A 20,121-nucleotide genomic window follows, 5' to 3' on the forward strand; every position below is an offset into this window, starting at 1 on the left:
GCCAGTGTCAGGCGGCCTTGCGCAGGCGGGGCGCGGGTTCGCGCGCGGCAATGTCGCTGCCGGCGAGCGCGCTGACGAACTGGTCCACCGCGGCATCCCAGCTGAAGCGCCGGCCTTGCGCGATGGCGGCACAACGGGGAATGCGCAGCGCGGCGGCGATGGCGGTGGAAAGATCCTCGTTGAGCGCGCCCCCCTCGCCGACCACATCCAGTGGCCCGGCGACGGGGTAGGCGGCGACGGGGAGTCCACTGGCCATCGCCTCCACAAGGACGAGGCCAAAGGTGTCGGTGCGGCTGGGGAAGACGAACAGGTCGGCGCCGGCATAGGCGCGCGCCAGTGGCTCGCCGGACAGCGCGCCGGTGAAGAGGGCATTCGGGAAGCGCGCCTTCAGGCCGGCGAGCGCCGGGCCATCGCCAACGACGACCTTGGTACCGGGGGCGTCGGCGGTAAGGAAAGCCTCGATATTCTTTTCGACTGCCACCCGCCCGACCGTCAGCAGGATCGGCCGCGGCAGCGCTTGCCAGCCGTCGGGTTTGGGGAGGCCGGGGCGAAAGGCGGAGAGATCGACCCCGCGCGACCAGAGGCGGGTGCGGGGCAGGCCCTGGTCCGCCAGTTCCGCGGCCAGGCGCGGCGTGGCGACCAGCACGTGGCGCGCCCGGCCATGGAACCAGCGGAGGAAGCGCCAACTGAGGCTTCGCGGGATGCGAAAACGGGCGTGGACATAGTCCGGGAAGCGGGTGTGGAAGCTGGTGGTGAAGGCGGCGTTGTTCGCCTCGCACCAGCGGCGCGCGGACAGGCCGAGCGGCCCTTCGGTGGCGATGTGGATCGCATCCGGCGCGAAGGCGCGGATCATCCGGCCGACGGCGCCGGGCGGGGTCAGCGCCAGGCGGATTTCCGGATAGGTCGGGCAAGGGAGCGAGGCGAAACGGTCGGGCGTGATCGTCTCGACGGTGATGCCGCGCGCGCGGAGATGCTCGACCGTGGTGGTCAGCGTGCGGACGACGCCGTTGACCTGCGGTGTCCAGGCATCGGAGACGAGCAGCAGGCGCTTCATGCGGGGATTGGTGTGGAAATTGACGGCCCCACCCCCGGCCGCTGACGCTTCGCGTCGTCTTCGACTTCCCCTGAAGGGGAGGGGAGGCGTTTCGCACGGTTGCGGGCGGCCCAGTCGAGGATCTTCATGCGGCCGTCGGCATGTTCGACCAGCGCGGTGCAGCTTTCCACCCAGTCGCCATCGTTCATGTAGAGGATGCCATTGAAATCGCGGATTTCCGCGCTGTGGATATGACCGCAGATGACACCATCGGCACCGCGTTCGCGGGCGGCGTGGGCGACGGCTTCCTCGTACCTGCATATATATTCAACGGCGTTCTTCACCTTGGCCTTCAGGTGGGCCGACAGCGACCAGTAGGGCAAGCCGAAGGCGCGGCGGGCGGCGTTGAACCAGATGTTGAGGCGCAGCAGCAGGGCATAGGCATGGTCACCGAGGAAGGCGAGCCAGCGGGCGTAGAGCACGACGCCGTCGAACTCGTCGCCGTGCAGCACCAGATATTTCCTGCCGTCGGCGCTGTGGTGGATGGCTTCGGCGACAATTTCCACGTCGCCGAAATTGAGGCCGACGAAATCGCGCAGCACCTCGTCATGGTTGCCGGGCACATAGATGATGCGCGTGCCCTTCTTCGCCATTTTCAGCACGCGGCGCACCACGTCATTGTGGCGGGTGGGCCAGTACCAGCCCTTTTTCAGGCGCCAGCCGTCGATGATGTCGCCCACCAGATAGAGGGTTTCGGTCTCGATCGACTTCAGGAAATCGAGCAGCAGGTCGGCATTGCAGCCGGCGGTGCCGAGGTGGGTGTCGGAAATGAACACCGTGCGATAGCGCAGCTTGCGACGGGGCTCGTCGCTGTCCTCCTCCTGCATCCAGTCGGGACCGCTCGACAGGTCGGCAAGGCGCGGGAAGCGCGGCGCTTTGGCAGCGGGTCTGGTTGGGGCACGGGCAACCGTGGCCATGGAAGGTCCCCTTCATCGGTTGCCCGACGGCAGTAGGGCGAAGGCATGACGCGGGCGTTGCGGCTTTGTGACGGTTGCGCGACGGCGGGTGCGGCGGATTGACTCAGGTGGCGGTGGCTATTCCGCTCTGAGCGGCCGGCTGAGCAGTGCGTCGGTGACGGCGCGGACATCGGCGCTGCCGGTCAGCAGCGCGGCGACGGCGGCGGCGATGGGCATGTCCACACCGGCGGCCTGCGCGGCGCGGACCAGGACGGGGGCCGTCGCCGCGCCTTCGGCGACACTGGTCTTGCCGGCGAGCGCCTGGGTGGCGCTCTGCCCCTGGCCCAGGGCGTGGCCCAGCGTGAAGTTGCGGCTTTGCGTACTGCCGCAGGTCAGTACAAGGTCGCCGAGGCCGGAGAGGCCGGCGAGCGTTTCCGCGCGGGCGCCGCGCGCCAGGCCGAAGCGGGTCATTTCAGCGAAACCGCGCGCGATCACCGCGGCGCGGGCATTTTCCCCCAGGCCGGCGCCGATGACGACGCCGCAGGCGATGGCCAGCACATTCTTGACCGCGCCGCCGATTTCCGCGCCGATGACATCGTCGCTCCAATAGGGGCGAAAGGCCGGGCGGGCGAGGGTGCGGGCGAGGCGCTCCCCGCAGTCGGCATCGGCGCAGGCGAGGGTGACGGCGGTGGGTTTGCCCTCCGCCACCTCGCGCGCGAAGCTGGGGCCGGAGAGGACGGCGAGCGGGCTGGCAGGCGCGACCTGGGCGGCGATGTCGGACATCAGCGCGAGTGACCGCGCCTCGATGCCCTTGGCGCAGAGGATCAGGGTGGGGCGGTGGGCGACCGGGCTTTCGGCGAGCGTGGCGCGCAGATGTTGCGCCGGGGTGACGACGAGCCAGACCGGGCAGGATGCGAGATCGCCGGTCAGGCCGGTGGCGCGGATGTTGGCGTGCAGCGGGACGCCAGGGAGGAAGGCGGGGTTTTCATGGGCCTGGTTGACGGCGCGGACCACTTCCGGCTCGCGCGCCCAGATCAGGACGGGGATGTCGTCTGCAGCGAGGGTCTGGGCGAGGGCAGTGCCCCAGGCGCCGGCGCCGAGGATGGCGAGCGGGGCGCTCATGCCTTGACCCCGGCGCCGCGGACGGGGTCGGCCCGGTCGTCCAGCGGCCAGCGCGGGCGGGCGGGGGTTTCCAGGGGGTCGGTGAGGCCGAGGGCGAAACGTTCGCAGCCGGCCCAGGCGATCATGGCGGCATTGTCGGTGCAGAGCTTGAGCGGCGGCGCGACGAAGGGCAGGCGGTGCGCGGCGGCGAGCGCGGCGAGGCGGGCGCGGATGGCGGCATTGGCGGCGACGCCGCCGGCGACCACCAGCGCGGTGGCTTCGGGCATGGCGGCGAGCGCCAGGCGGGTGCGGTCCTCGAGCGCGTCGGTGATGGCGGCCTGGGTGGCGGCGGCGATGTCGGCGACGCCGTGCCTGCCGGACTGGTGGGCACGGAGCGCCGCGGTTTTCAGGCCAGCGAAGCTGAAATGCGGTTCGTCGCTGCCGACCATCGGGCGCGGCAGGGGAACGGCGGCGGGGTCGCCGGTGGCGGCCGCGCGTTCCAGCGCCGGCCCGCCGGGAAAGCCTAGCCGCAAGATCTTCGCCACCTTGTCGAAGGCTTCGCCGGCGGCATCGTCGATGGTGGTGGCGAGGCGGCGGTAGCGGCCGACGCCGTCGACGCCGAGCAGCTGGCAATGGCCGCCGCTGACCAGCAGCAGCAGGTAGGGGAAGTCGAGCGTGGCGTCGGCGAGGCGGGGCGAAAGGGCGTGGCCTTCGAGATGGTTGATGGCGAGGAGCGGCTTGCCGGCGGCGTAGGCCAGCGCCTTCCCCGTCACCAGCCCGACCATGACGCCGCCGATCAGGCCGGGGCCGGCGGTGGCGGCGATGGCGTCCACATGCCCGAGCGCGATGCCGGCGTCTGCCAGCACGGCCTCCACCATGGGCGTCAGGCGTTCGGTGTGGGCGCGGGCGGCAAGTTCGGGGACGACGCCGCCCCAGGGCGCGTGGGTCTCATCCTGGCTGGCGATGCGTTCGGCGAGGATGGTGCGGTCATGGCGCACCAGCGCGACGGCGGTTTCGTCGCAGCTGGATTCGATGCCCAGGATCAGGCCGGCCGTGTCCATGGCTGGCCCCCTCCGCCGCGGCTTTGCCGCGAGTCGCTCCCCCGTGCCGGGGGAGAGGGCGTCAGGTTGTTACTCGCCACCTTCTTCGTCGCTGCCATCGTCGCGGATGCGGGCGGTGCTGACGACATGTTCGTCGTCGGCGACCTTGAACAGCGTCACCCCCTGCGTGCCGCGGCCCATGATCCGGATGTCGGACACGCCGGTGCGGATCAGCTTGCCCTGGTCGGTGACCAGCATCAGCTGTTCGGTGGGTTCGACCGGGAAGCTGGAGACCACCGGCCCGTTGCGCTCGCTGGTGTCGATGTTCACCACGCCCTGGCCCCCGCGCCCGGTCTGGCGATATTCGAAGGCGCTGGAGCGCTTGCCATAGCCGTTGGCGGTGATGGTGAGGATGAACTGCTCGGCGGCGGTGAATTCCGCCATGCGCTCGGGCGGCAGCGTCGGTTCGGCCGGGTCGGCCTTCCACGGCGCGGCTTTCAGATAGGCTTCGCGCTCGTCCGCCGTGGCCTCGAAGCCGCGCAGGATCGACAGGCTGATGACCTCGTCGCCGGGCGCCAGCGTCATGCCGCGCACGCCGGACGAGGTGCGGCTCTGGAACTCGCGGACATCGTCGACGGCGAAACGGATCGCCTTGCCGCTGCGGGCGGCGAGCAGCACATCCTCCCGCTCGTGGCAGAGGGCGACGCCGATCAGGCTGTCCTCGTCGCCATCCTCGAAGCGCATGGCGAGCTTGCCGTTGGCCGGCACGTTGGCGAAGGCATCCATGCTGTTGCGGCGGACATAGCCATGGGCGGTGGCGAACATCACGTGCAGCTTCGCCCATTCGCCCTCGTCCTCGGGCAGCGGCAGCACGGTGGCGATGGTCTCGCCGGGCTCCAGCGGCAGCAGGTTCGCCATGGCGCGGCCCTTCGACTGCGGCGTGCCTTCGGGCAGTTTCCACACCTTCAGGCGATAGACCTTGCCCCGCGTGCTGAAGAACAGCACCGGGGCGTGGGTGGAGGCGACGAACAGCTCGGTGATCGTATCCTCCTCCTTGGTGGTCATGGCGTTGCGGCCCTTGCCGCCGCGGCGCTGGGCGCGGTAGCTGTCCAGGCTGACCCGCTTGATCCAGCCGGAAAGCGTGGTGGTGACGACCATGTCCTCCCGCGCGATCAGGTCCTCGTCGTCGACATCGTCGGCCTGCACGATCTCGCTGCGGCGCGGGGTGGCGAAACTGTCGCGCACGACGGCGAGTTCGGCGCGCAGCACGCTTTCCAGGCGGGCGCGGCTGGCGAGGATGTCGAGCAGGTCGGCGATGGTGGCGGCAAGCGTCTTCAGCTCGTCCGCGATCTCGTCGCGGCCAAGCGCGGTCAGGCGGTTGAGGCGCAGCTCCAGGATGGCGCGGGCCTGCGCGTCCGACAGGTAATAGCTGTCGGTGGCGGCGGACGCGCTGCCGCTGGGGCCGGTTTCGACGGTGGCGTCCACCAGGGCGAGATAGGGCGCGATCTCGGCCGCCGGCCAGGCGCGCGCCATCAGCGCCTCGCGCGCTTCGGCGGGGCTGGCGGCGGCGCGGATCAGGCGGACCACCTCGTCGAGGTTGCTGACCGCGATCACCATGCCGAGCAGCAGGTGGGCGCGGTCGCGCGCCTTGTTGAGGAGGAAGCGGCTGCGGCGGGTGATGACCTCTTCGCGGAAGCGGATGAACGCCTCGATCACGTCGCGCAGGTTGAGGAGTTCGGGGCGGCCGCCGCGCAGCGCCAGCATGTTGACGGGGAAGCTGGACTGCGCCGGGGTGTGGCGCCAGAGCTGGTTGAGCACCACGTCGGGCACGGCGTCGCGCTTCAGCTCCATGACGATGCGCACGCCCTCGCGGTTGCTCTCGTCGCGCAGGTCGGAGACGCCCTCGATGCGCTTGTCCTTGACCGCGTCGGCGATCTTTTCAACGAGGCTGTTCTTGCCGAGCTGGTAGGGGATTTCGGTCAGCACGATCTGCTGGCCGGTTCCGCGCCGCTCCTCGATGACATGGCGGCTGCGCATCATGATGCTGCCGCGACCCGTGGTCATGGCGCTGGCGATGCCGCTGGTGTTGAGGATGAGCGCGCCGGTCGGGAAATCGGGGGCACGGACATGGGCCATCAGGTCGGCGGCGGAAAGGCCGCGATCATCGAGCCATGCAAGGCAGGCATCGATCACTTCGCCCAGGTTATGGGGCGCGATGTTGGTCGCCATGCCGACGGCGATGCCGCCGGCGCCGTTGACCAGCAGGTTGGGGAAGCGCGCCGGGAGAACGGATGGTTCCGATTCCTGACCGTCGTAATTCGGGACGAAATCGACGGTGTCCTTGTCGAGGTCGTCGGTCAGCGCCTCCGTCACCCTGGCGAGCCGCGCCTCGGTATAGCGCATGGCGGCCGGCGGGTCGGGGTCCATCGAGCCGAAATTGCCCTGGCCGTCGATCAGCGGCAGCCGCATCGACCAGTCCTGCGCCATGCGGGCGAGCGCGTCGTAGATCGCGCTGTCGCCGTGCGGATGGTATTTCCCCATGACGTCGCCGACGATGCGGGCGGATTTGCGATAGGGTTTGCCGGGGCCGAAGCCGTTTTCGTGCGCGCTATAGAGGATGCGGCGATGCACGGGCTTCAGGCCGTCGCGCACGTCCGGCAGCGCGCGGGCGACGATGACCGACATGGCATAGTCGAGGTAGGAGGTGCGCATCTCCTCGACGAGGTTCACGGGCGCGATGTCGCCGCCGGGGGCAGGAGGAATAGGGGGGGGAATGGGGGTGGGGGGATCGATCACGTCGGACATGCGGGGGCCTTAGACCCCATGGCCGCAAAAGGCCAGTTTTTGGATGAATCCGACGGGAATCGCAGGCCCCGTTAATCCGGCTTGCGCGGGGGCTGTTTTCCCCGTTAACCTGTGAACAAGAATTACCAGAGTCGCAGTCGTCACAAGCCGAACGGGGGTGGTTCCGGTGTTTGTCGCTGTCTGTCCGATCTGTGCCATGAGCGGTTTCGGCGCCGGCTGCCACCGGTGCAGCCCATGCTGATGACCGACGAGCGGCCCGTCGCGGCGACGGACGCGGATGCCCGATCCGACCTGCTGATCCTGGGTGTCGGCCGGGCATCGCCGCGCGTGGCGGGGGCGTTGGCGGAGGCGCTGGAACTGCCGATCGAGCTGGTGGTGGATGCCATCTACCGCGCGCCGGCGCGGCTGCTGGCCAACCTGCCGCACGATGACGCGCAGCGGCTGGCGGGGATCGTCGCCGGGCTGGGGCTGGAAGTGGCGGCGGCACCCGCGGGTGAGGCGCCGCCACGGGCGGCGGTGCTGGACATCGCGGCCGACCTGGTGGAGCCGGCGGCAGCCGACGCGGTGGCCGACGCGCTGGGTCGGTTTCTGGGGATGCCGCCCGAACAGGCGCTGGAGACGCTGTTGACGCCGCCGGGGATCGTGCTGGGCAATGTGACGGCGGCGACGGTGCAGGCGCTCGACCGGGCATTGCCGGCCGGCGCCGTCGAACTGACGGCGTCGGAGGCGGCGACGGCGCGCTATGCGCTGTTCGCCGGCGGGCTGAGCGCGGCGCAGCGCGCGGTCTTGCGACCGCACATCGCGGCGGATGCGGCGACGGGGGCGGATGGCAGCGTGACGCTGTTCGACCTGGAGCGCGGCGCGGCGGATGCGCTGTGGCGGCGGCTGAAGGCGCCCGAGGGCGTGCGGATCGTCAACCAGGCCTTCCTGCGCTTCACGCTGTGGCTGACGGCGATGCCGGCGGACGCGACCGCCGGCGTGGCGGCGCTGGAGATGCTGGCCGGCGTGCCGGCGGAGGATTATCCGCTGCTGGCGGAGATTTTGCCGGTGCCGGTCGCCGAGCGGGTGCCGATGGCGGATGTGCCGGAGCGGCTGGCGGCGTTCGCGCAGGCCGGGTTCGGTGCCCGGGCGGAGCTTTCGACCTTTGGCGCGATGGCGTTGCATATATATTCAGCGCCGCCGGGCGTGCTGGCGGGCTTCGGCTTCGATGCCGCGCCGCCGTTTGCGACACCACCCATGGCGGAGCCGCGCGCGCGGCTGCTGCGGGCGCGGCTGGAAGCGGCGGGCGTGGAGGTGGTGGCGGCATGAGCGACCTGCACCAGCTGCATGTGGGGGTGGCCGAGGGCGGCAAGCTGCTGGCGCTGAAGGGCCGGCACAAGGAGGCTTTGGCGCGCTATCGCGAGGCGCTGCGGCTGGCGCAGGCGGCGCGGGCGCCGCAGCTGTTCGCGCGGCATTACCTGCACTGCGTGCTGGAATCGCTGGAGCATATGGGCGCGCATGCGCGGGCGGTTGCGCTGGCGCGGGAAGCGGCGAGTGCGGCCGCCAACCCCGACCCGAGCGATTTCCAGCGCCGCGACCGCGCGCACCTGCTGGAGCGGCAGGGGGTCAATGAACTGAAGGCCGGCGAGGTGGCGGCGGCGCAGGCGACGCTGGCCGGGGCGCTGGCGCTGGATGCGGCGCTGCCGCTGGCGGCGCAGCTGCTGGAATGGACGGCACGCGGGCTGAGCGTCAGCCCGGCGCGGCTGGCCGAGGCGCAGCGGCGGCACGGTTATTTCGTGGTGCGGGCGGACAGTGTCGAGGCGGCGCGCGCGCTCGATCCCCCCGCGCGGGCTCAGCAATCGGACCCCCTGAAGGAGGCTTTCCATGGCCGATAATCCCATCGAGACGATGACGCCGGGACAGATACTGACCGACACGAGCGTCGCCAATTTCATCAAGGCGATGGGCATCAGCATCGCCGAGGCGCAGTTGCAGCTGGACCTGAACAGCCTGGCGCAGGTGGGCGAATATGTGCAGCCACGCGAGGGGCTGGGGGGCAAAAGCCTGTTGCAGCTGGGGCTGTCGCCGCCCTTTTACCATTATCAGCATGCCGATCTGACGGTGTCGTTGCAGCTGACCATGAAGGTGGGGCGGACGGAGGCGTTCGGCATCGGCGGCCGGGTGGATTTCGGGCTGAACAATGGTCCCGGGGCGGCATCGGGCACGCCGGCCAACGCGCGGCTGGCGCAGGTGACGCTGACCGCGATGCCGGCGAGCGTGACGGTGGCGGGAACGCGGCTGGAGGTGACCGGCGCGGATCTGGAGACGGCGGCCAATGGCCTGGCGGACCGGTTGCGGATGCCGACGGGGCGGTTCGACCGGGTGTTCGTGAACAACACCGCGCGCGACGTGACGCTGGCGCTGACGCCGGGCAGCGCGACCAACCCGGTGCTGTCGCGCAACGCGGTTGCTTTCCTGCCGACGGCGCGGGCGGATGCGGCACTGATCCGCATCAGCAATACGCCGACGGCGGGGGCAAACGAGGTCTATACGCTGGCCAGCGGCAAGGTGGCGACGGTCAATTCCGAGGCGGATTCGCTGGCATTCGCGCGCAGCGTGCGGACGGCGATCGCCGGGCTGGGCGGGTTCAACGCGCGGCTGGTGCGCGATGCCAATGGCGCGACAACGGCGCCGGATGCACCCGGTGCCATCGCCATCGCCCTGTTCGATACCGGCAGCAGCGTGCTGAAACCCGCCGCCCTGACCGAGCTGGGGGTGATCGCCTCCATCCTGCGCGGCGGCACGCAGGCGATTACCGTGAGCGGCTTCACCGACCGGCAGGGGGGTGAGGCGAACAATGTCCGGCTGGGCAGCGACCGCGCGACGCGGGTGCGCGACCAGCTGATCGCGCTGGGCATCGCGGCGTCGCGCATCACCACGGTGTTGCCGAGCACCGGGGAGACGCGCTGGGCGGGGACGCCCAACGGCGCCGACAATGCGCAGTTCCGGCGGGCGGAGGTGACGATCCCCGGCAACGACCATTATATCGTGGTGGAATCGGCGGGCACCAACCTGCAGGCGACGCCGACGCCGAACCGCACCGATGGCTCGGCGGGGAACGGTTTTGTCGCGCTGGCGCGGTCGAGCGCGCAGGCGGTGGATGCGACGGCGGTGAATGTCGGCACGGCGGCGACCGCGGTGGCGGTGAGCGGCGCGGCGGTGAACAGCGACGGCACGGTGTTCGCGACCGACAGCCCCGAAGCCTTTGCCTTCAACCTGGCGCGCGACATCAACGCCGGTTCGGCGACCAATGGCGCGCGGGCGACGCGGCGCGGCGCGGTGGTGTTCGTGGCGCGGGCGGACGATGCCATCGTGCTCGACCTGCTGACGCTGGGCACCGCCGACATCACGCTGGCGGCGGATGGCGGCGCGCGCATCAGCCAGCCGCTGGCGAGCGCGGCGGGGCCGGGCAGCAGCAGCACGCCGACGGCCGATCCGAACCGCACCAACTATGCGCTGGCGGTGGGCATTTCGGTGGATTACCGCACCAGCCGGATGTTCGAGCAGTCGGTGAACGGCAACAGCAGCATCAGCGCGCGGATCGTCTCCATCCCGGCGCCGGTCGAGTTCCTGGATGAAATCCGCACCTTCCTGGCGCCGCAGCCGGCGACACCGACACCCAGCCCGACACCCACCCCGACACCGACGCCGACGCCATGAGCGAGGTTCCCCAGGTCACGCGGCAGCTGCTGTCCGCGCCGCTTCCCGACATCATCCAGCGGCTGGGGATCGCCATTGCCGACGCGCAGCGGGCGCTGGACGCGAACAGCGTGGCGAGCGCGCAGCTGATGGCGACGACCGAGGTGGAGGTGGGGGGCGAGAAGTATAACCTGATGGCGTTGGGGTTCACGCCGACCTTCTACAGCTTCACCGAGGCGACGGTGGAGGCGAAGCTGAGCTTCAGCATGACCGAGGGCACCGAGTTCGGCGTGACCGCGGGGGCGCAGGTGGGGGTGCAGGCCGGGTTTGTGATGGTCGCGGCCTCGGTCAGCGTGTCCTATGCCCGGAAATTTTCGGTGAGTGCCGAGGGGATGAGTTCGATCGCGGCGCGCGTCGTCAGCCTGCCGCCGCCGGAGATCCTGGAAAATCTGCTGCGCAAGCTGAGCGCGAAGACGGTCTGAGAAGGGAGAGACGATCATGTCGATTGGTCAGGAGCTGCTGAACGTCCCGATGGGGGACATGATCCGGCAGATGGCGTTCGCGATTGCCGAGGGGCAGATGAAGCTGGACGCCAGCAGCATCGAGGTGGCCGAGATGATGGGCGGGCTGAAGGTCATCTATGACGAGGAGGGCAAGCCGACCTTCGACGACAGCCGCATCTTCTTCGGATACGACCTGATGACGATCAAGCAGGCCGAGGCCTATATGGCGGCCGACGTCGGGCTGACGGGGGGCGACGCGACGGCGATGATGAACCGGCTGCGCGAGATCGCCGGCGTGCCGAACAATGCCAACAAGGACACGACGCTGATCCGCGTGCCGACGCGGCTGTCGATGCTGGAGCTGGGCTTCTCGCCGACCTTCTACCAGTTCGTCGACACGATCATCGAGGTGAAGATCGCGATCAAGATCACCCGCAGTTTCGAATCGACGCGGACGACGCGCGACACGCGGCAGAACACCACCAAGTTCGGCATCGGCGGCGGGGTTTTCGGGGCGATCTTCGGCGGGCCGAAGGCGAGTTCGGACACAGTCAGCACCAGCCAGGTGGATGCCACCTATTCGGCGAAATACAGCTATAGCGCGGAGGGCAGCAGCCTGCTGCGCACCAAGCTGGTGCCGCTGCCGCCGCCGCCGATCCTGGAGGAGCGCATCCGGCGGCAGCTGGACGAGGATGTCGAGCGGCGCAGGAAGCTGCTAGAGCGTGAGCTGGGGCCGGCGCCGACGCCCGGGCCGGGGCCGACATGATGGGGCGTAACGCTGTGCAAAGGATATCGCGATGAGCGTTGGAACCGAATTGCTGGCGGTGCCGTTCCCCGAGATGGTGCAGCGGCTGGGCGTGGGCATCGCGCAGGCGCAGTTGCAGCTGGACCTGGTGTCCTTGCGCATCGCCCGCCTGATGGCGGGCTATGACGAGGAAAAGGATGAGGCGACGCCGGGCGAGGGCAACAAGAGCAAGAAATATCTGGTGAAGTTCGGCGACGGGCAGGAATACAGCCTGATGGAGCTGGGGTTCACGCCGACCTTCTATCAGTTCGTCGACACCGTCATCGAGCTGAAGATGTCGATCAGCTTCAAGAGCGAGACCGAGATCAAGCGCGAGGCGAGTTCGAGCGTGACCGCGGGCGGTGCCTTCTGGACGCCGTTCGGTGGCGGCGGTTCGGTGGCGTCGAGCAGCGTCAGCGCCAGCTATGCCGCGAAATACCAGTATAGCGCGGAGGGCAGCAGCCTGATGCGCACCAAGCTGGTGCCGGTGCCGCCGCCGGCGCTGTTCGAGGAGCGGGTGCGCGACCTGATTTCCAAGCGCGCGGCGCCGACGACCTGATGCCGGCGCCGTGGCAGGATGCGCTGGCGCGGGCACGGGCCGGGGGTCGCCCGCCGACGGCGGTCGCGGCTGCGCCGACGGCGGTTGCCGCCGCGCCTGCGCCTGTTGCGGCTATCGCCGCGCCGGCGGTCGATCCCGCCAGCGTGGCGCCGGGGCTGGCGCGGTTGCTGGAGGAGCGGGCGGCGCTGGAGCGGTCGATGGCGGCGCTGACGGGGGCGGCGCCGAGCGATCCGCGCTATGCCGTGGCGCCGCTGGCGGAACGGCGGGCGGAACTGGCGCGCTGGGGTGGCGCGCGGGATGCGGCACGGGCAGAGGCGGCGCGCGAGGCGCCGCGGACGCCGGGGATGGCCTTTCCCGAACCGCTGTTGCGCGGGACGCCGGGCGAGAGCGTGCGCGCCACGCCGGGCGAAAGCGTGCGCGAGACCCCGGGGGCGCTGCCACGGGTGCCGGCGCTGCCCGACCTGGCGCGCGGGCGGGCCGAGGCGGGCCGGCGGATTTCGGCGCTGCGGGACGTGGGCAGCGCGCTGAGCGATGCCGGCCGGGCGCTGCGCGCGCCGGGGGAGCGGCGGGAGGGCGGCGGTGATCCGCTCGACCGGCGGCTGGCGGCGGCGCGGGACATGGCGGCGCGCGGGCGGAGGAGCTATGCCGCGGCGGAACGGGCGCTGGGGGCGGCGCGCAGCGCCATCCCGGATGGCTGGGAGGAGCGGGCGCGGGAGCGGATTCCGGGGCTGGGGCGGGCCGATCCCTATGTGCGGGAGGCGGCGCGGAAGCTGGCGGTGGTGGTGGGGACGATCGACGAGATGACGGCGAAGGCGGAGCAGCTGCGGGAGAGCGCGTCCGCCGCGCGCGAGCTGCGCGAGGCGGACGCGGCGAACGACGATGCGCGGCGCGACCGGGCGCTGGAGCGGCTGCGGGCGCGGCGGGCGGAGGGAGGCGGCGATGCCTGAGCAGAGCCAGTTCGTCGGCAATTCGGTGGAGGAGCTGCTGGTCTCCCTGGCCGAGGGGGTGCGCGAGGCGCAGATGGCGCTGAACAGCGGCCCGTTGGTGGACCCCAGTGGCCGGCCGCTGACCAGTTACCAGCTGCCCTTCCTGGATTTCACCATCCAGGTGACCATGGAAACCAAGAGCGGCGCCGGCGGCCGGCCGGTGGCGCTGATGTTCCTGCCCAAGGCGGCGGACAGCAAGGACCAGTCGGTGCGCAGCACGATTTCCGGCCGGCTGGTGGCGACGCCGCCGGGCGAGGGGCTGCCGGTGCCGCGCATCACCATCGACACCGCCGGCAACATCGGCGGCAAGGCGGCGATCACGCTGACCGTGAGCAACAGCGCCGGCGAGACGCTGGCGAACCAGCCGGTGGAGCTGAACATCGATGACCGGGATTCGGACCTGCTGTCGAAGGCGCGGGGGACGAACGGGATGACGCGGCTGCCGGGCACGCGGCTGGCCGCGGCGCTGTTGACCACCGATGCCGCCGGCAAGGCGTCGACCGTGCTGGAGATCGCCGACCAGCAGGCGGGCAAGGGCGTGGTGGTGGTGGTGGCGTCGATCGGGCCGTTCAGTGCCCGGGCGGCGATCCCGGTGGAGCTGGTGGGATGAGCACGAGCTTCCAATGGTTCGCGCGGCTGCTGGACGGCGATGCCAAGCCGGTGAGCGCCGTGAAGGTGGAGGTGCAGCTGTTCGACCTGGCGGGCGGCGCCTGGACAGCCTTTGGCGGCGCGGAAAGCGACGGTGACGGCCGGCTGCGCGGCAAGGGCGAGATCGCCGACGACAGCGTGGCGGTTGCCCCGGCGATGCGGCTGGTGGAGGCGGGGACGACCACCGTGCTGTCGGCGACGCCGGGGATCACGCGCAGCGCGCGCGGCCTGTTGAACGTGGATTTCGGCGAGCTGACGCGATTGCCGCCGGAGACGCATTTCACCCTGGCGCGGGCGGCCGGGCGGTTCGGCGGGCGCGACCGCTTCACCATCGGCGGGGTGGCGCGCGGGGTGACGGTAGCAGGCGGTACGGCGGCGAGCGACACAGCGACCAGCGAAACGGGGGCGAGCGATAGCGGCGGTGATGACCGGATCGCGGCGGCGAACCTGCTGGCGGCGCGGGAGGCGGTGCTGGCGAGCCGCGAGCGGCTGCTGGCCGAACGGGAGCGGACCTTTACCACCGTGCGCGGCGCGGCGGATGCGGCGAGTGCCGCGACGGCGCCGGGGCTGGCGACGGCGGCGACGGCGGCAGCCTTGGGGGGCGATGGCGGGGTGGTGGGCATGCGCGACCTGGCCATCGGCCTGGGGACGCAGCTGGACGATGCGCAGGTGGCGCTGAAATCGCGCGGCTTCTCGCTGGGGGCGGTATCCATCGTGGCGCGCGGCGCGGCGGTGGGGGATGGCACGCAGATGCGCTTCCTGGGGGCGGAGGAGCTGAAGTCGGCGACCGGGGCGGCGATCTCGGAATTCAAGGTCAACATGGCGCCGGACAGCGAGCGCGCGGCCGACACCGGGCTGCGCGTGCCGGACGTGTCGCAGCTGACCGAAAATGCCGCGCGGCGGGTGCTGGCCTCGGTGGGGCTGGTGCTGGAGGCGACCTATGGCAGCCGCGCGCTGAACCCGGCGGCGGCGGAGGGCCAGGCGATGTTGCAGACGCCGGCGGCGGGGACGGAAAGCAGCCGCGGCGCGCGGGTGCTGGTGGTGTTCGCGCGCGGGCAGGGATAGGAGCGGAGGATGGCGGACACGCTGGGCGACCTGATGAGCGACGGCCTCGCCTCGCCGCTGGGCGATGTGATCGCCGCCGTGGGGCGCGGCGTGGCGGACGCGCAGGCGGCGCTGGACGCCGCCAGCCTGAAGGCGACGCTGGCGGTTTATGAGACGGAGGGCGATGCCGGCGCGGCGCTGCTGCGGGAGATCGGCTATCGCCCAACCTTCTATGTGCTGCCGGAAACCACCTGCGAGGTGCAGCTGTCGATGCGGGTGGGCGGCAGCGGCGGGGCCGATGGCAGCGCGGGGTCGCTGCCGGGGGCGGGGCGCACCTATGTGACGCCGGTGGATGCCGGGTTCCAGCAGCGCTATGGCTTTCTGGCGCAAGGGGCGGCGAAGCTGACCTTCAAGGTGGTGCCGGTGCCGCCGCCGTCGGCGCTGGATGAGGCGCGGCCGGTGCCCGACCTGGTGGGCAGGGATGCGGTGGCGGCGGCGACGGCGCTTGGCACGCTGGGGCTGGTGGCGGCGACGGTGACCGGCGACGGCAAGGCCATCCCGCCGGAGAAGCGCGAGGGGCTGGTGGTGGCGGCGCAGGATGTGCCGGCGCCGCGGCTGGTGCCGATCGGCGGGACGGTCACGCTGACACTGAAGAAGCCCTGAGGGCTGGCGTTCGCCGGCTTGGAAAGACGGGGGCGTTTGCGCTAAGGACGGGCTTTCCCCACACGTTCGCGAGCGAGACCCCCGTGGCCTATCAATATAGTTTTGTGATGAAGGGTCTGACCAAGACCTTCCCCGGCGCGCCGAAGCCGGTGCTGAACAACATCAACCTGCAATTCCTGCCGGGCACGAAGATCGCCATCATCGGGTCGAACGGCAGCGGCAAGTCCACGCTGATGAAGATCATGGGCGGGATCGACAAGGAGTTCCAGGGCGAGGCGTGGGCGGCGGAGGGCGTGCGCGTCGGTTATCTGCCGCAGGAGCCGCAGCTGGACCCCGCCAAGACCGTGCTGGAGAATGTGAAGGATGGGGTGCGGCCGGTCGCGGACATGGTGGACCGGTTCAATGCCATCTCCGCCGAGATGGGCGAGCCGACGGACACGACCGATTTCGACGCGCTGATGGAGGAGATGGGCGCGTTGCAGGAGAAGATCGACGCGGTCGACGGCTGGACGCTGGACAACCAGCTGGAGATCGCGATGGACGCGTTGCGCTGCCCGCCCGGCGATTCGCCGGTGACCAGCCTTTCGGGCGGGGAGAAACGGCGGGTGGCGCTGTGCCAGCTGCTGCTCTCAAAGCCCGACATCCTGCTGCTGGACGAGCCGACCAACCACCTGGATGCGGAAAGCGTGTCGTGGCTGGAAAACCATCTGAAGGATTATGCCGGCAACGTCATCCTGGTGACGCACGACCGGTATTTCCTGGACAATGTCGTGACCTGGGTGCTGGAGCTTTATTACGGTGCCGGCATCCCGTTCGAGGGCAATTACAGCGCCTGGCTGGAGAACAAGACCAAGCGCATGGCGCAGGAGGAGCGCGAGAGCGATTCGCGCAGCAAGGCGATCGCGCAGGAGCTGGAGTGGATCCGCAGCAGCCCGAAGGCGCGGCAGACCAAGAGCAAGGCGCGGATCAAGGCGTTCGACGAGCTGGTGGCGAAGCAGGACCAGCGCCGCAGCGGCGAGCGCGAGATCCTGATCCGCGTGCCGGAGCGGCTGGGCAGCAATGTCATCGAGCTGAACAATGTGTCGAAGGCCTATGGCGACAAGCTGCTGTTCGAGAATCTGAGCTTCAACCTGCCTCCCGGGGGGATCGTGGGGGTGATCGGGCCGAATGGCGCGGGGAAGACCACGCTGTTCCGGCTGATCACCGGGCAGGACACGCCGGACAGCGGGACCATCCGGATCGGCGAGACGGTGCATCTGGGCTATGTCGACCAGAGCCGCGATGACCTGTCGCCCAACAAGAATGTCTGGGAGGAAGTGAGCGGCGGCAACGACCGCTTCTATTTCGGCAAGCAGGAAGTCTCGACGCGGGCCTATGTGGGCGCTTTCGGCTTCAAGGGCGGCGACCAGCAGAAGAAGGTGGGCGTGCTTTCGGGCGGGGAGCGCAACCGGGTGCATCTGGCGAAGATGCTGAAGGACGGCGGCAATGTGCTGCTGCTGGACGAGCCCACCAACGACCTGGACGTGGAGACGTTGCGCGCGCTGGAGGAGGCACTGGAGAATTTCGCCGGCTGCGCAGTGGTGATCAGCCACGACCGCTTCTTCCTCGACCGGCTGGCGACGCATATCCTGGCGTTCGAGGGCGACAGCCATGTGGAATGGTTCGAGGGCAATTTCGAAGCCTATGAGGCGGACAAGGTGCGCCGCCTGGGCGATGCCGCGACGCGGCCACACCGGGTGAGCTACAAGAGGCTCACCCGGTAAAGTGGCCGCGCAACAAGCGACTCCGACGATGCCCTGCATCGTCGGGGGGCCACACCGGGTGAGCTACAAGAGGCTCACCCGGTAAAGTGGCGGCTATGCCGGCGTCAGGACGACGCTGACACCGGGGTTCGTGATCGAGGCGAGCGGCTGGGTGAGCGGTTGTTCCCGCCGGGTGCGATAGCCTGCCGCGGCCGGGGCGGCGTGCTGCCACAGGCGCCGGCATTCGATGTCGATCACCCAATATTCCGGGATGCCCGCCGCGGCGTAGAGCTGGGCCTTGCGGCCGAGGTCGTGGGAGAGGGTGGTGTCGGCGACCTCGATGACGATGGCCGCCTGTTCGGCGGGAACCGCGCCGTCGCCGCGATAGCCGGTGAGCGTGATGTCGGGTTCCAGCAGCGAGGTGGGCGACAGGCGAACGGCGACCTCGACCTGAGGTTCGAGCGGGGACGCGATGGCACGCAAGGCGAGCGCCAGTTCGACCGCGAGGCGGGATTTCAGGCGCGCATGCGGGCTGCATTGCGCGTTCATGACCTGGATTTCCCCATCGACCAGCTCGCTCTTGGCATAGCCCTCGAACAGGCCCTGGTCGCTCATCGAGAGGAACTGGTCCACCGTGAAGCGGTAGGGCATGGGGGTGGTCGCAGCGAGGGATACAGCGGCGTTCATGGAGAGAGGATAGCGCATGTCGCCAGGGAGGCCAATGGTACAGGGGGCAATGGGGCGGATGATGAAGACATGACGGACCTGTCAGGGTCCATGATGGACCGTGACCATCGCATCATCGCGCTGTGGCTGCCCGCCCCGGCGCGCGCGGTTTTCCAGGCGGTAACCGCGTTCGACGCCGAGCTGGCGCGGGTGGCGACCGGGGCGAAGGAGCCGATGCTGGGCGCGATCCGGCTGGCGTGGTGGCGGGAGCGGGTGGAGGATCTGGCGAACGGGCGCGACGCGCCAGCGCAGCCGATCCTGGCGGCGCTGGCCGCCGTTCGGGCGCAGGTGGATCTGCGGCTGCTGGCGCAGCTGGACGAGGCCTGGCTGCCGCTGCTGGAGGAGGGGGTGGCGGACTGGGCCGGGCATGCCGCGGTGCGCGGCCGGCTGCTGTTCGCGGCGCTGGGGGAGGCCGGCGCGTTCGGCGCGGCGGCGGGCGCCAGCTGGGCGGCGGGCGAGGTGGCGCGCGGCGCGCTGGGCGCGGCGGCCGGGGAGCCGGTGCTGGCGTCGCTGCGGCATCTGGCGACCCCGCCACGGACGACCGAAGGCGCGGCGCGGGCCTTGCTGGCGCTGGCGCGGCTGGGGGCGCGGGATCTGGCGCGGGCGGTGGCGGGGCGCGGGGTGGAGCCGCGTGGCACCGCGGGGCGGCAGTGGCTGATCGCGCGCACGATGCTGGCGGGATGAGCTGACAGGGTGATTGACGGAAAAGTCGCGGCGGCATAGCCTGGGGCCATGGCCAAGAACCCGCCGTCCGCTGCCACCATCGCGCTGCGCATCGGCGCGGGCTGTCATTTCGGCGCCGGGATGATGGCGCACATGATGCATGGCGGGCAGGTGGCGGGCAACGGGCCGCACAGCGGGCTGCACAGCCTGAACCTGGCGGCGGGCATGTATCCGGGGCTGCACGAGGTGGCGCGGATCGACACCGATGCGCGGGTGCCGGGGATCTATTGCGCCGATGTGGCGCTGACAGGGGCGAAGGCGGCGAAACGCAGTTCCTTCTTTCCGGCGATCATGACCTGGGTGCAGATCCAGGCGGCGATCACCGCCGCCTGGGAGGACAGCCATGTCTATGCGCCGCAATCCGAGGTCTATGGGCAGATCGCCGCCAAATATGGGCTTTCCTGGGCCGGGCTGGCGACCATCGGCGGGCACCGCATCTGGGTGGGCGGCACGCGCGCCGGCACGATGGCCAACCCGCTGGACACCGCCTTTCCGGCGGTGAACAACAAGTTCCTGTAGCGCGGCGGCGCGTGCCGCGATAGGATTCGGCCGGGTCGATGCAGGAATGCTGCCGATGACCCTTTCCGACCATCTTCGTTCCCTGTCGCCGCGCTGGTGGATCGCCGGTGGCGCGGTCCTGCTGCTGCTGGTGCTGACGCTCGGCTGGATGCTGGGGCGTGCCGGCGTGGAGCCTTCGGTGGCAAGCCCCGCGGTGGCGAAGGCGGCACTGCCGGCGGCAGAGGGGCCGGTGCTGCCGTTGCCGGTGGCGGACGTGAAAAGCCGGGAGAAGAAGCGCTTCGCCCGCGCCGACCGGGACGATGACGGGCTGATCGAGCAGGCAGAATATCTGGCCAACCGGAAGAAGGCGTTCGACAAGCTGGACGCGAATGGCGACGGCCGGCTGGATTTCGCCGAATATGCCGTCAAGACGGTGGCGAAGTTCGCGGGCGCCGATGCCGACAACAATGGCCGGCTGACCGCGGCGGAGTTCGCGACGACGGCGCCGAAGCCGCGGGTGAAGAAGCCGGTGGATTGTCCGCCGGTGATGGCGGAGGCGGATTGAGGTGAGGTGAGGGGCTTGCTGGCCCCCTCCGCTCGGCTGCGCCGAGTCGCTCCCCGGCAGCTTCGCT

The 20,121-nt window shown here is 70.3% G+C and carries 20 protein-coding genes; 14 read left to right on the forward strand and 6 right to left on the reverse strand.

The genetic code is table 11. The features are described 5' to 3' along the window. Positions 1-7: 7 nt before the first annotated feature. The 5 genes from H3309_RS16360 to gyrA form a co-directional block, all read right to left on the reverse strand. On the reverse strand, positions 8-1,054 hold the full coding sequence (locus tag H3309_RS16360) for a glycosyltransferase family 4 protein (RefSeq protein WP_182296128.1): 1,047 nt from the start codon (positions 1,052-1,054) through the stop codon (positions 8-10). Beyond that, on the reverse strand, positions 1,051-1,920 hold the full coding sequence (locus H3309_RS16365; RefSeq protein WP_182298870.1) for a UDP-2,3-diacylglucosamine diphosphatase: 870 nt from the start codon (positions 1,918-1,920) through the stop codon (positions 1,051-1,053). Before H3309_RS16365 ends, H3309_RS16360 begins: the two co-directional genes overlap by 4 nt. 207 nt (positions 1,921-2,127) lie before the next feature. Continuing rightward, complete coding sequence (locus H3309_RS16370; RefSeq protein WP_182296130.1) at positions 2,128-3,111, reverse strand: NAD(P)H-dependent glycerol-3-phosphate dehydrogenase; 984 nt, start codon at positions 3,109-3,111, stop codon at positions 2,128-2,130. Next, a complete protein-coding gene (tsaD, locus tag H3309_RS16375) occupies positions 3,108-4,151 on the reverse strand; it encodes a tRNA (adenosine(37)-N6)-threonylcarbamoyltransferase complex transferase subunit TsaD (protein ID WP_182296132.1) in 1,044 nt (347 codons plus the stop codon). The genes H3309_RS16370 and tsaD overlap by 4 nt, the downstream gene beginning before the upstream one ends. Before the next feature lie 69 nt (positions 4,152-4,220). Beyond that, positions 4,221-6,935, reverse strand: coding sequence for a DNA gyrase subunit A (gyrA, locus tag H3309_RS16380; RefSeq protein WP_182296134.1), 2,715 nt, complete (start codon positions 6,933-6,935; stop codon positions 4,221-4,223). 240 nt (positions 6,936-7,175) lie between these two features. Between gyrA and H3309_RS16385 the strand changes: the two genes are divergently transcribed. The 11 genes from H3309_RS16385 (at position 7,176) to ettA (ending at position 17,563) form a co-directional block, all read left to right on the forward strand. Beyond that, complete coding sequence (locus H3309_RS16385) at positions 7,176-8,243, forward strand: hypothetical protein (protein WP_182296136.1); 1,068 nt, start codon at positions 7,176-7,178, stop codon at positions 8,241-8,243. Further along, positions 8,240-8,809: a peptidylprolyl isomerase gene (locus tag H3309_RS16390; protein ID WP_182296138.1), complete on the forward strand. Its 570-nt coding sequence runs from the start codon at positions 8,240-8,242 to the stop codon at positions 8,807-8,809. Before H3309_RS16385 ends, H3309_RS16390 begins: the two co-directional genes overlap by 4 nt. Next, the gene (locus H3309_RS16395; RefSeq protein WP_182296140.1) at positions 8,799-10,634 is read left to right on the forward strand and encodes an OmpA family protein; all 1,836 of its coding nucleotides are present in this window, start codon (positions 8,799-8,801) and stop codon (positions 10,632-10,634) included. Before H3309_RS16390 ends, H3309_RS16395 begins: the two co-directional genes overlap by 11 nt. Further along, positions 10,631-11,095 (forward strand): hypothetical protein, encoded by a 465-nt coding sequence (locus H3309_RS16400; protein ID WP_182296142.1) that lies wholly within the window; start codon positions 10,631-10,633, stop codon positions 11,093-11,095. The genes H3309_RS16395 and H3309_RS16400 overlap by 4 nt, the downstream gene beginning before the upstream one ends. A gap of 16 nt (positions 11,096-11,111) precedes the next feature. Continuing rightward, positions 11,112-11,882: a hypothetical protein gene (locus tag H3309_RS16405; RefSeq protein ID WP_207791531.1), complete on the forward strand. Its 771-nt coding sequence runs from the start codon at positions 11,112-11,114 to the stop codon at positions 11,880-11,882. A 31-nt stretch (positions 11,883-11,913) separates the two neighbouring features. Continuing rightward, positions 11,914-12,459: a hypothetical protein gene (locus H3309_RS16410; RefSeq protein WP_182296144.1), complete on the forward strand. Its 546-nt coding sequence runs from the start codon at positions 11,914-11,916 to the stop codon at positions 12,457-12,459. After that, on the forward strand, positions 12,459-13,406 hold the full coding sequence (locus H3309_RS16415) for a hypothetical protein (protein ID WP_182296146.1): 948 nt from the start codon (positions 12,459-12,461) through the stop codon (positions 13,404-13,406). The genes H3309_RS16410 and H3309_RS16415 overlap by 1 nt, the downstream gene beginning before the upstream one ends. Continuing rightward, positions 13,399-14,055 (forward strand): hypothetical protein, encoded by a 657-nt coding sequence (locus H3309_RS16420; RefSeq protein WP_182296148.1) that lies wholly within the window; start codon positions 13,399-13,401, stop codon positions 14,053-14,055. The genes H3309_RS16415 and H3309_RS16420 overlap by 8 nt, the downstream gene beginning before the upstream one ends. Continuing rightward, positions 14,052-15,158, forward strand: coding sequence for a PASTA domain-containing protein (locus H3309_RS17595; protein WP_182296150.1), 1,107 nt, complete (start codon positions 14,052-14,054; stop codon positions 15,156-15,158). The genes H3309_RS16420 and H3309_RS17595 overlap by 4 nt, the downstream gene beginning before the upstream one ends. Positions 15,159-15,167: 9 nt before the next feature. Beyond that, positions 15,168-15,800 carry a PASTA domain-containing protein gene (locus H3309_RS16430; protein WP_182296152.1) on the forward strand — a complete coding sequence of 211 codons (633 nt, stop codon included), beginning with the start codon at positions 15,168-15,170 and terminating at the stop codon, positions 15,798-15,800. Between the two features lie 83 nt (positions 15,801-15,883). Beyond that, positions 15,884-17,563 (forward strand): energy-dependent translational throttle protein EttA, encoded by a 1,680-nt coding sequence (ettA, locus tag H3309_RS16435; RefSeq protein WP_182296154.1) that lies wholly within the window; start codon positions 15,884-15,886, stop codon positions 17,561-17,563. 93 nt (positions 17,564-17,656) lie between these two features. Here ettA and H3309_RS16440 read toward each other — a convergent pair whose 3' ends face one another. Continuing rightward, positions 17,657-18,229 carry a Uma2 family endonuclease gene (locus H3309_RS16440; protein WP_182296156.1) on the reverse strand — a complete coding sequence of 191 codons (573 nt, stop codon included), beginning with the start codon at positions 18,227-18,229 and terminating at the stop codon, positions 17,657-17,659. 90 nt (positions 18,230-18,319) lie between these two features. On the opposite strand from H3309_RS16440, the gene H3309_RS16445 reads away from it, so the two are divergent. From H3309_RS16445 to H3309_RS16455, 3 genes are read left to right on the forward strand one after another with little or no spacing between them, the layout of a single operon-like run. Further along, the gene (locus H3309_RS16445; RefSeq protein ID WP_182296158.1) at positions 18,320-18,952 is read left to right on the forward strand and encodes a squalene/phytoene synthase family protein; all 633 of its coding nucleotides are present in this window, start codon (positions 18,320-18,322) and stop codon (positions 18,950-18,952) included. A gap of 48 nt (positions 18,953-19,000) precedes the next feature. Next, positions 19,001-19,510 (forward strand): EndoU domain-containing protein, encoded by a 510-nt coding sequence (locus tag H3309_RS16450; RefSeq protein ID WP_182296160.1) that lies wholly within the window; start codon positions 19,001-19,003, stop codon positions 19,508-19,510. A gap of 46 nt (positions 19,511-19,556) precedes the next feature. Then, positions 19,557-20,054 (forward strand): EF-hand domain-containing protein, encoded by a 498-nt coding sequence (locus H3309_RS16455; RefSeq protein ID WP_243453779.1) that lies wholly within the window; start codon positions 19,557-19,559, stop codon positions 20,052-20,054. The last annotated feature ends 67 nt before the right edge of the window (positions 20,055-20,121 follow it).

It is taken from the genome of Sandaracinobacteroides saxicola (assembly GCF_014117445.1).
Classification (GTDB): Bacteria; Pseudomonadota; Alphaproteobacteria; order Sphingomonadales; family Sphingomonadaceae; genus Sandaracinobacteroides_A; species Sandaracinobacteroides_A saxicola.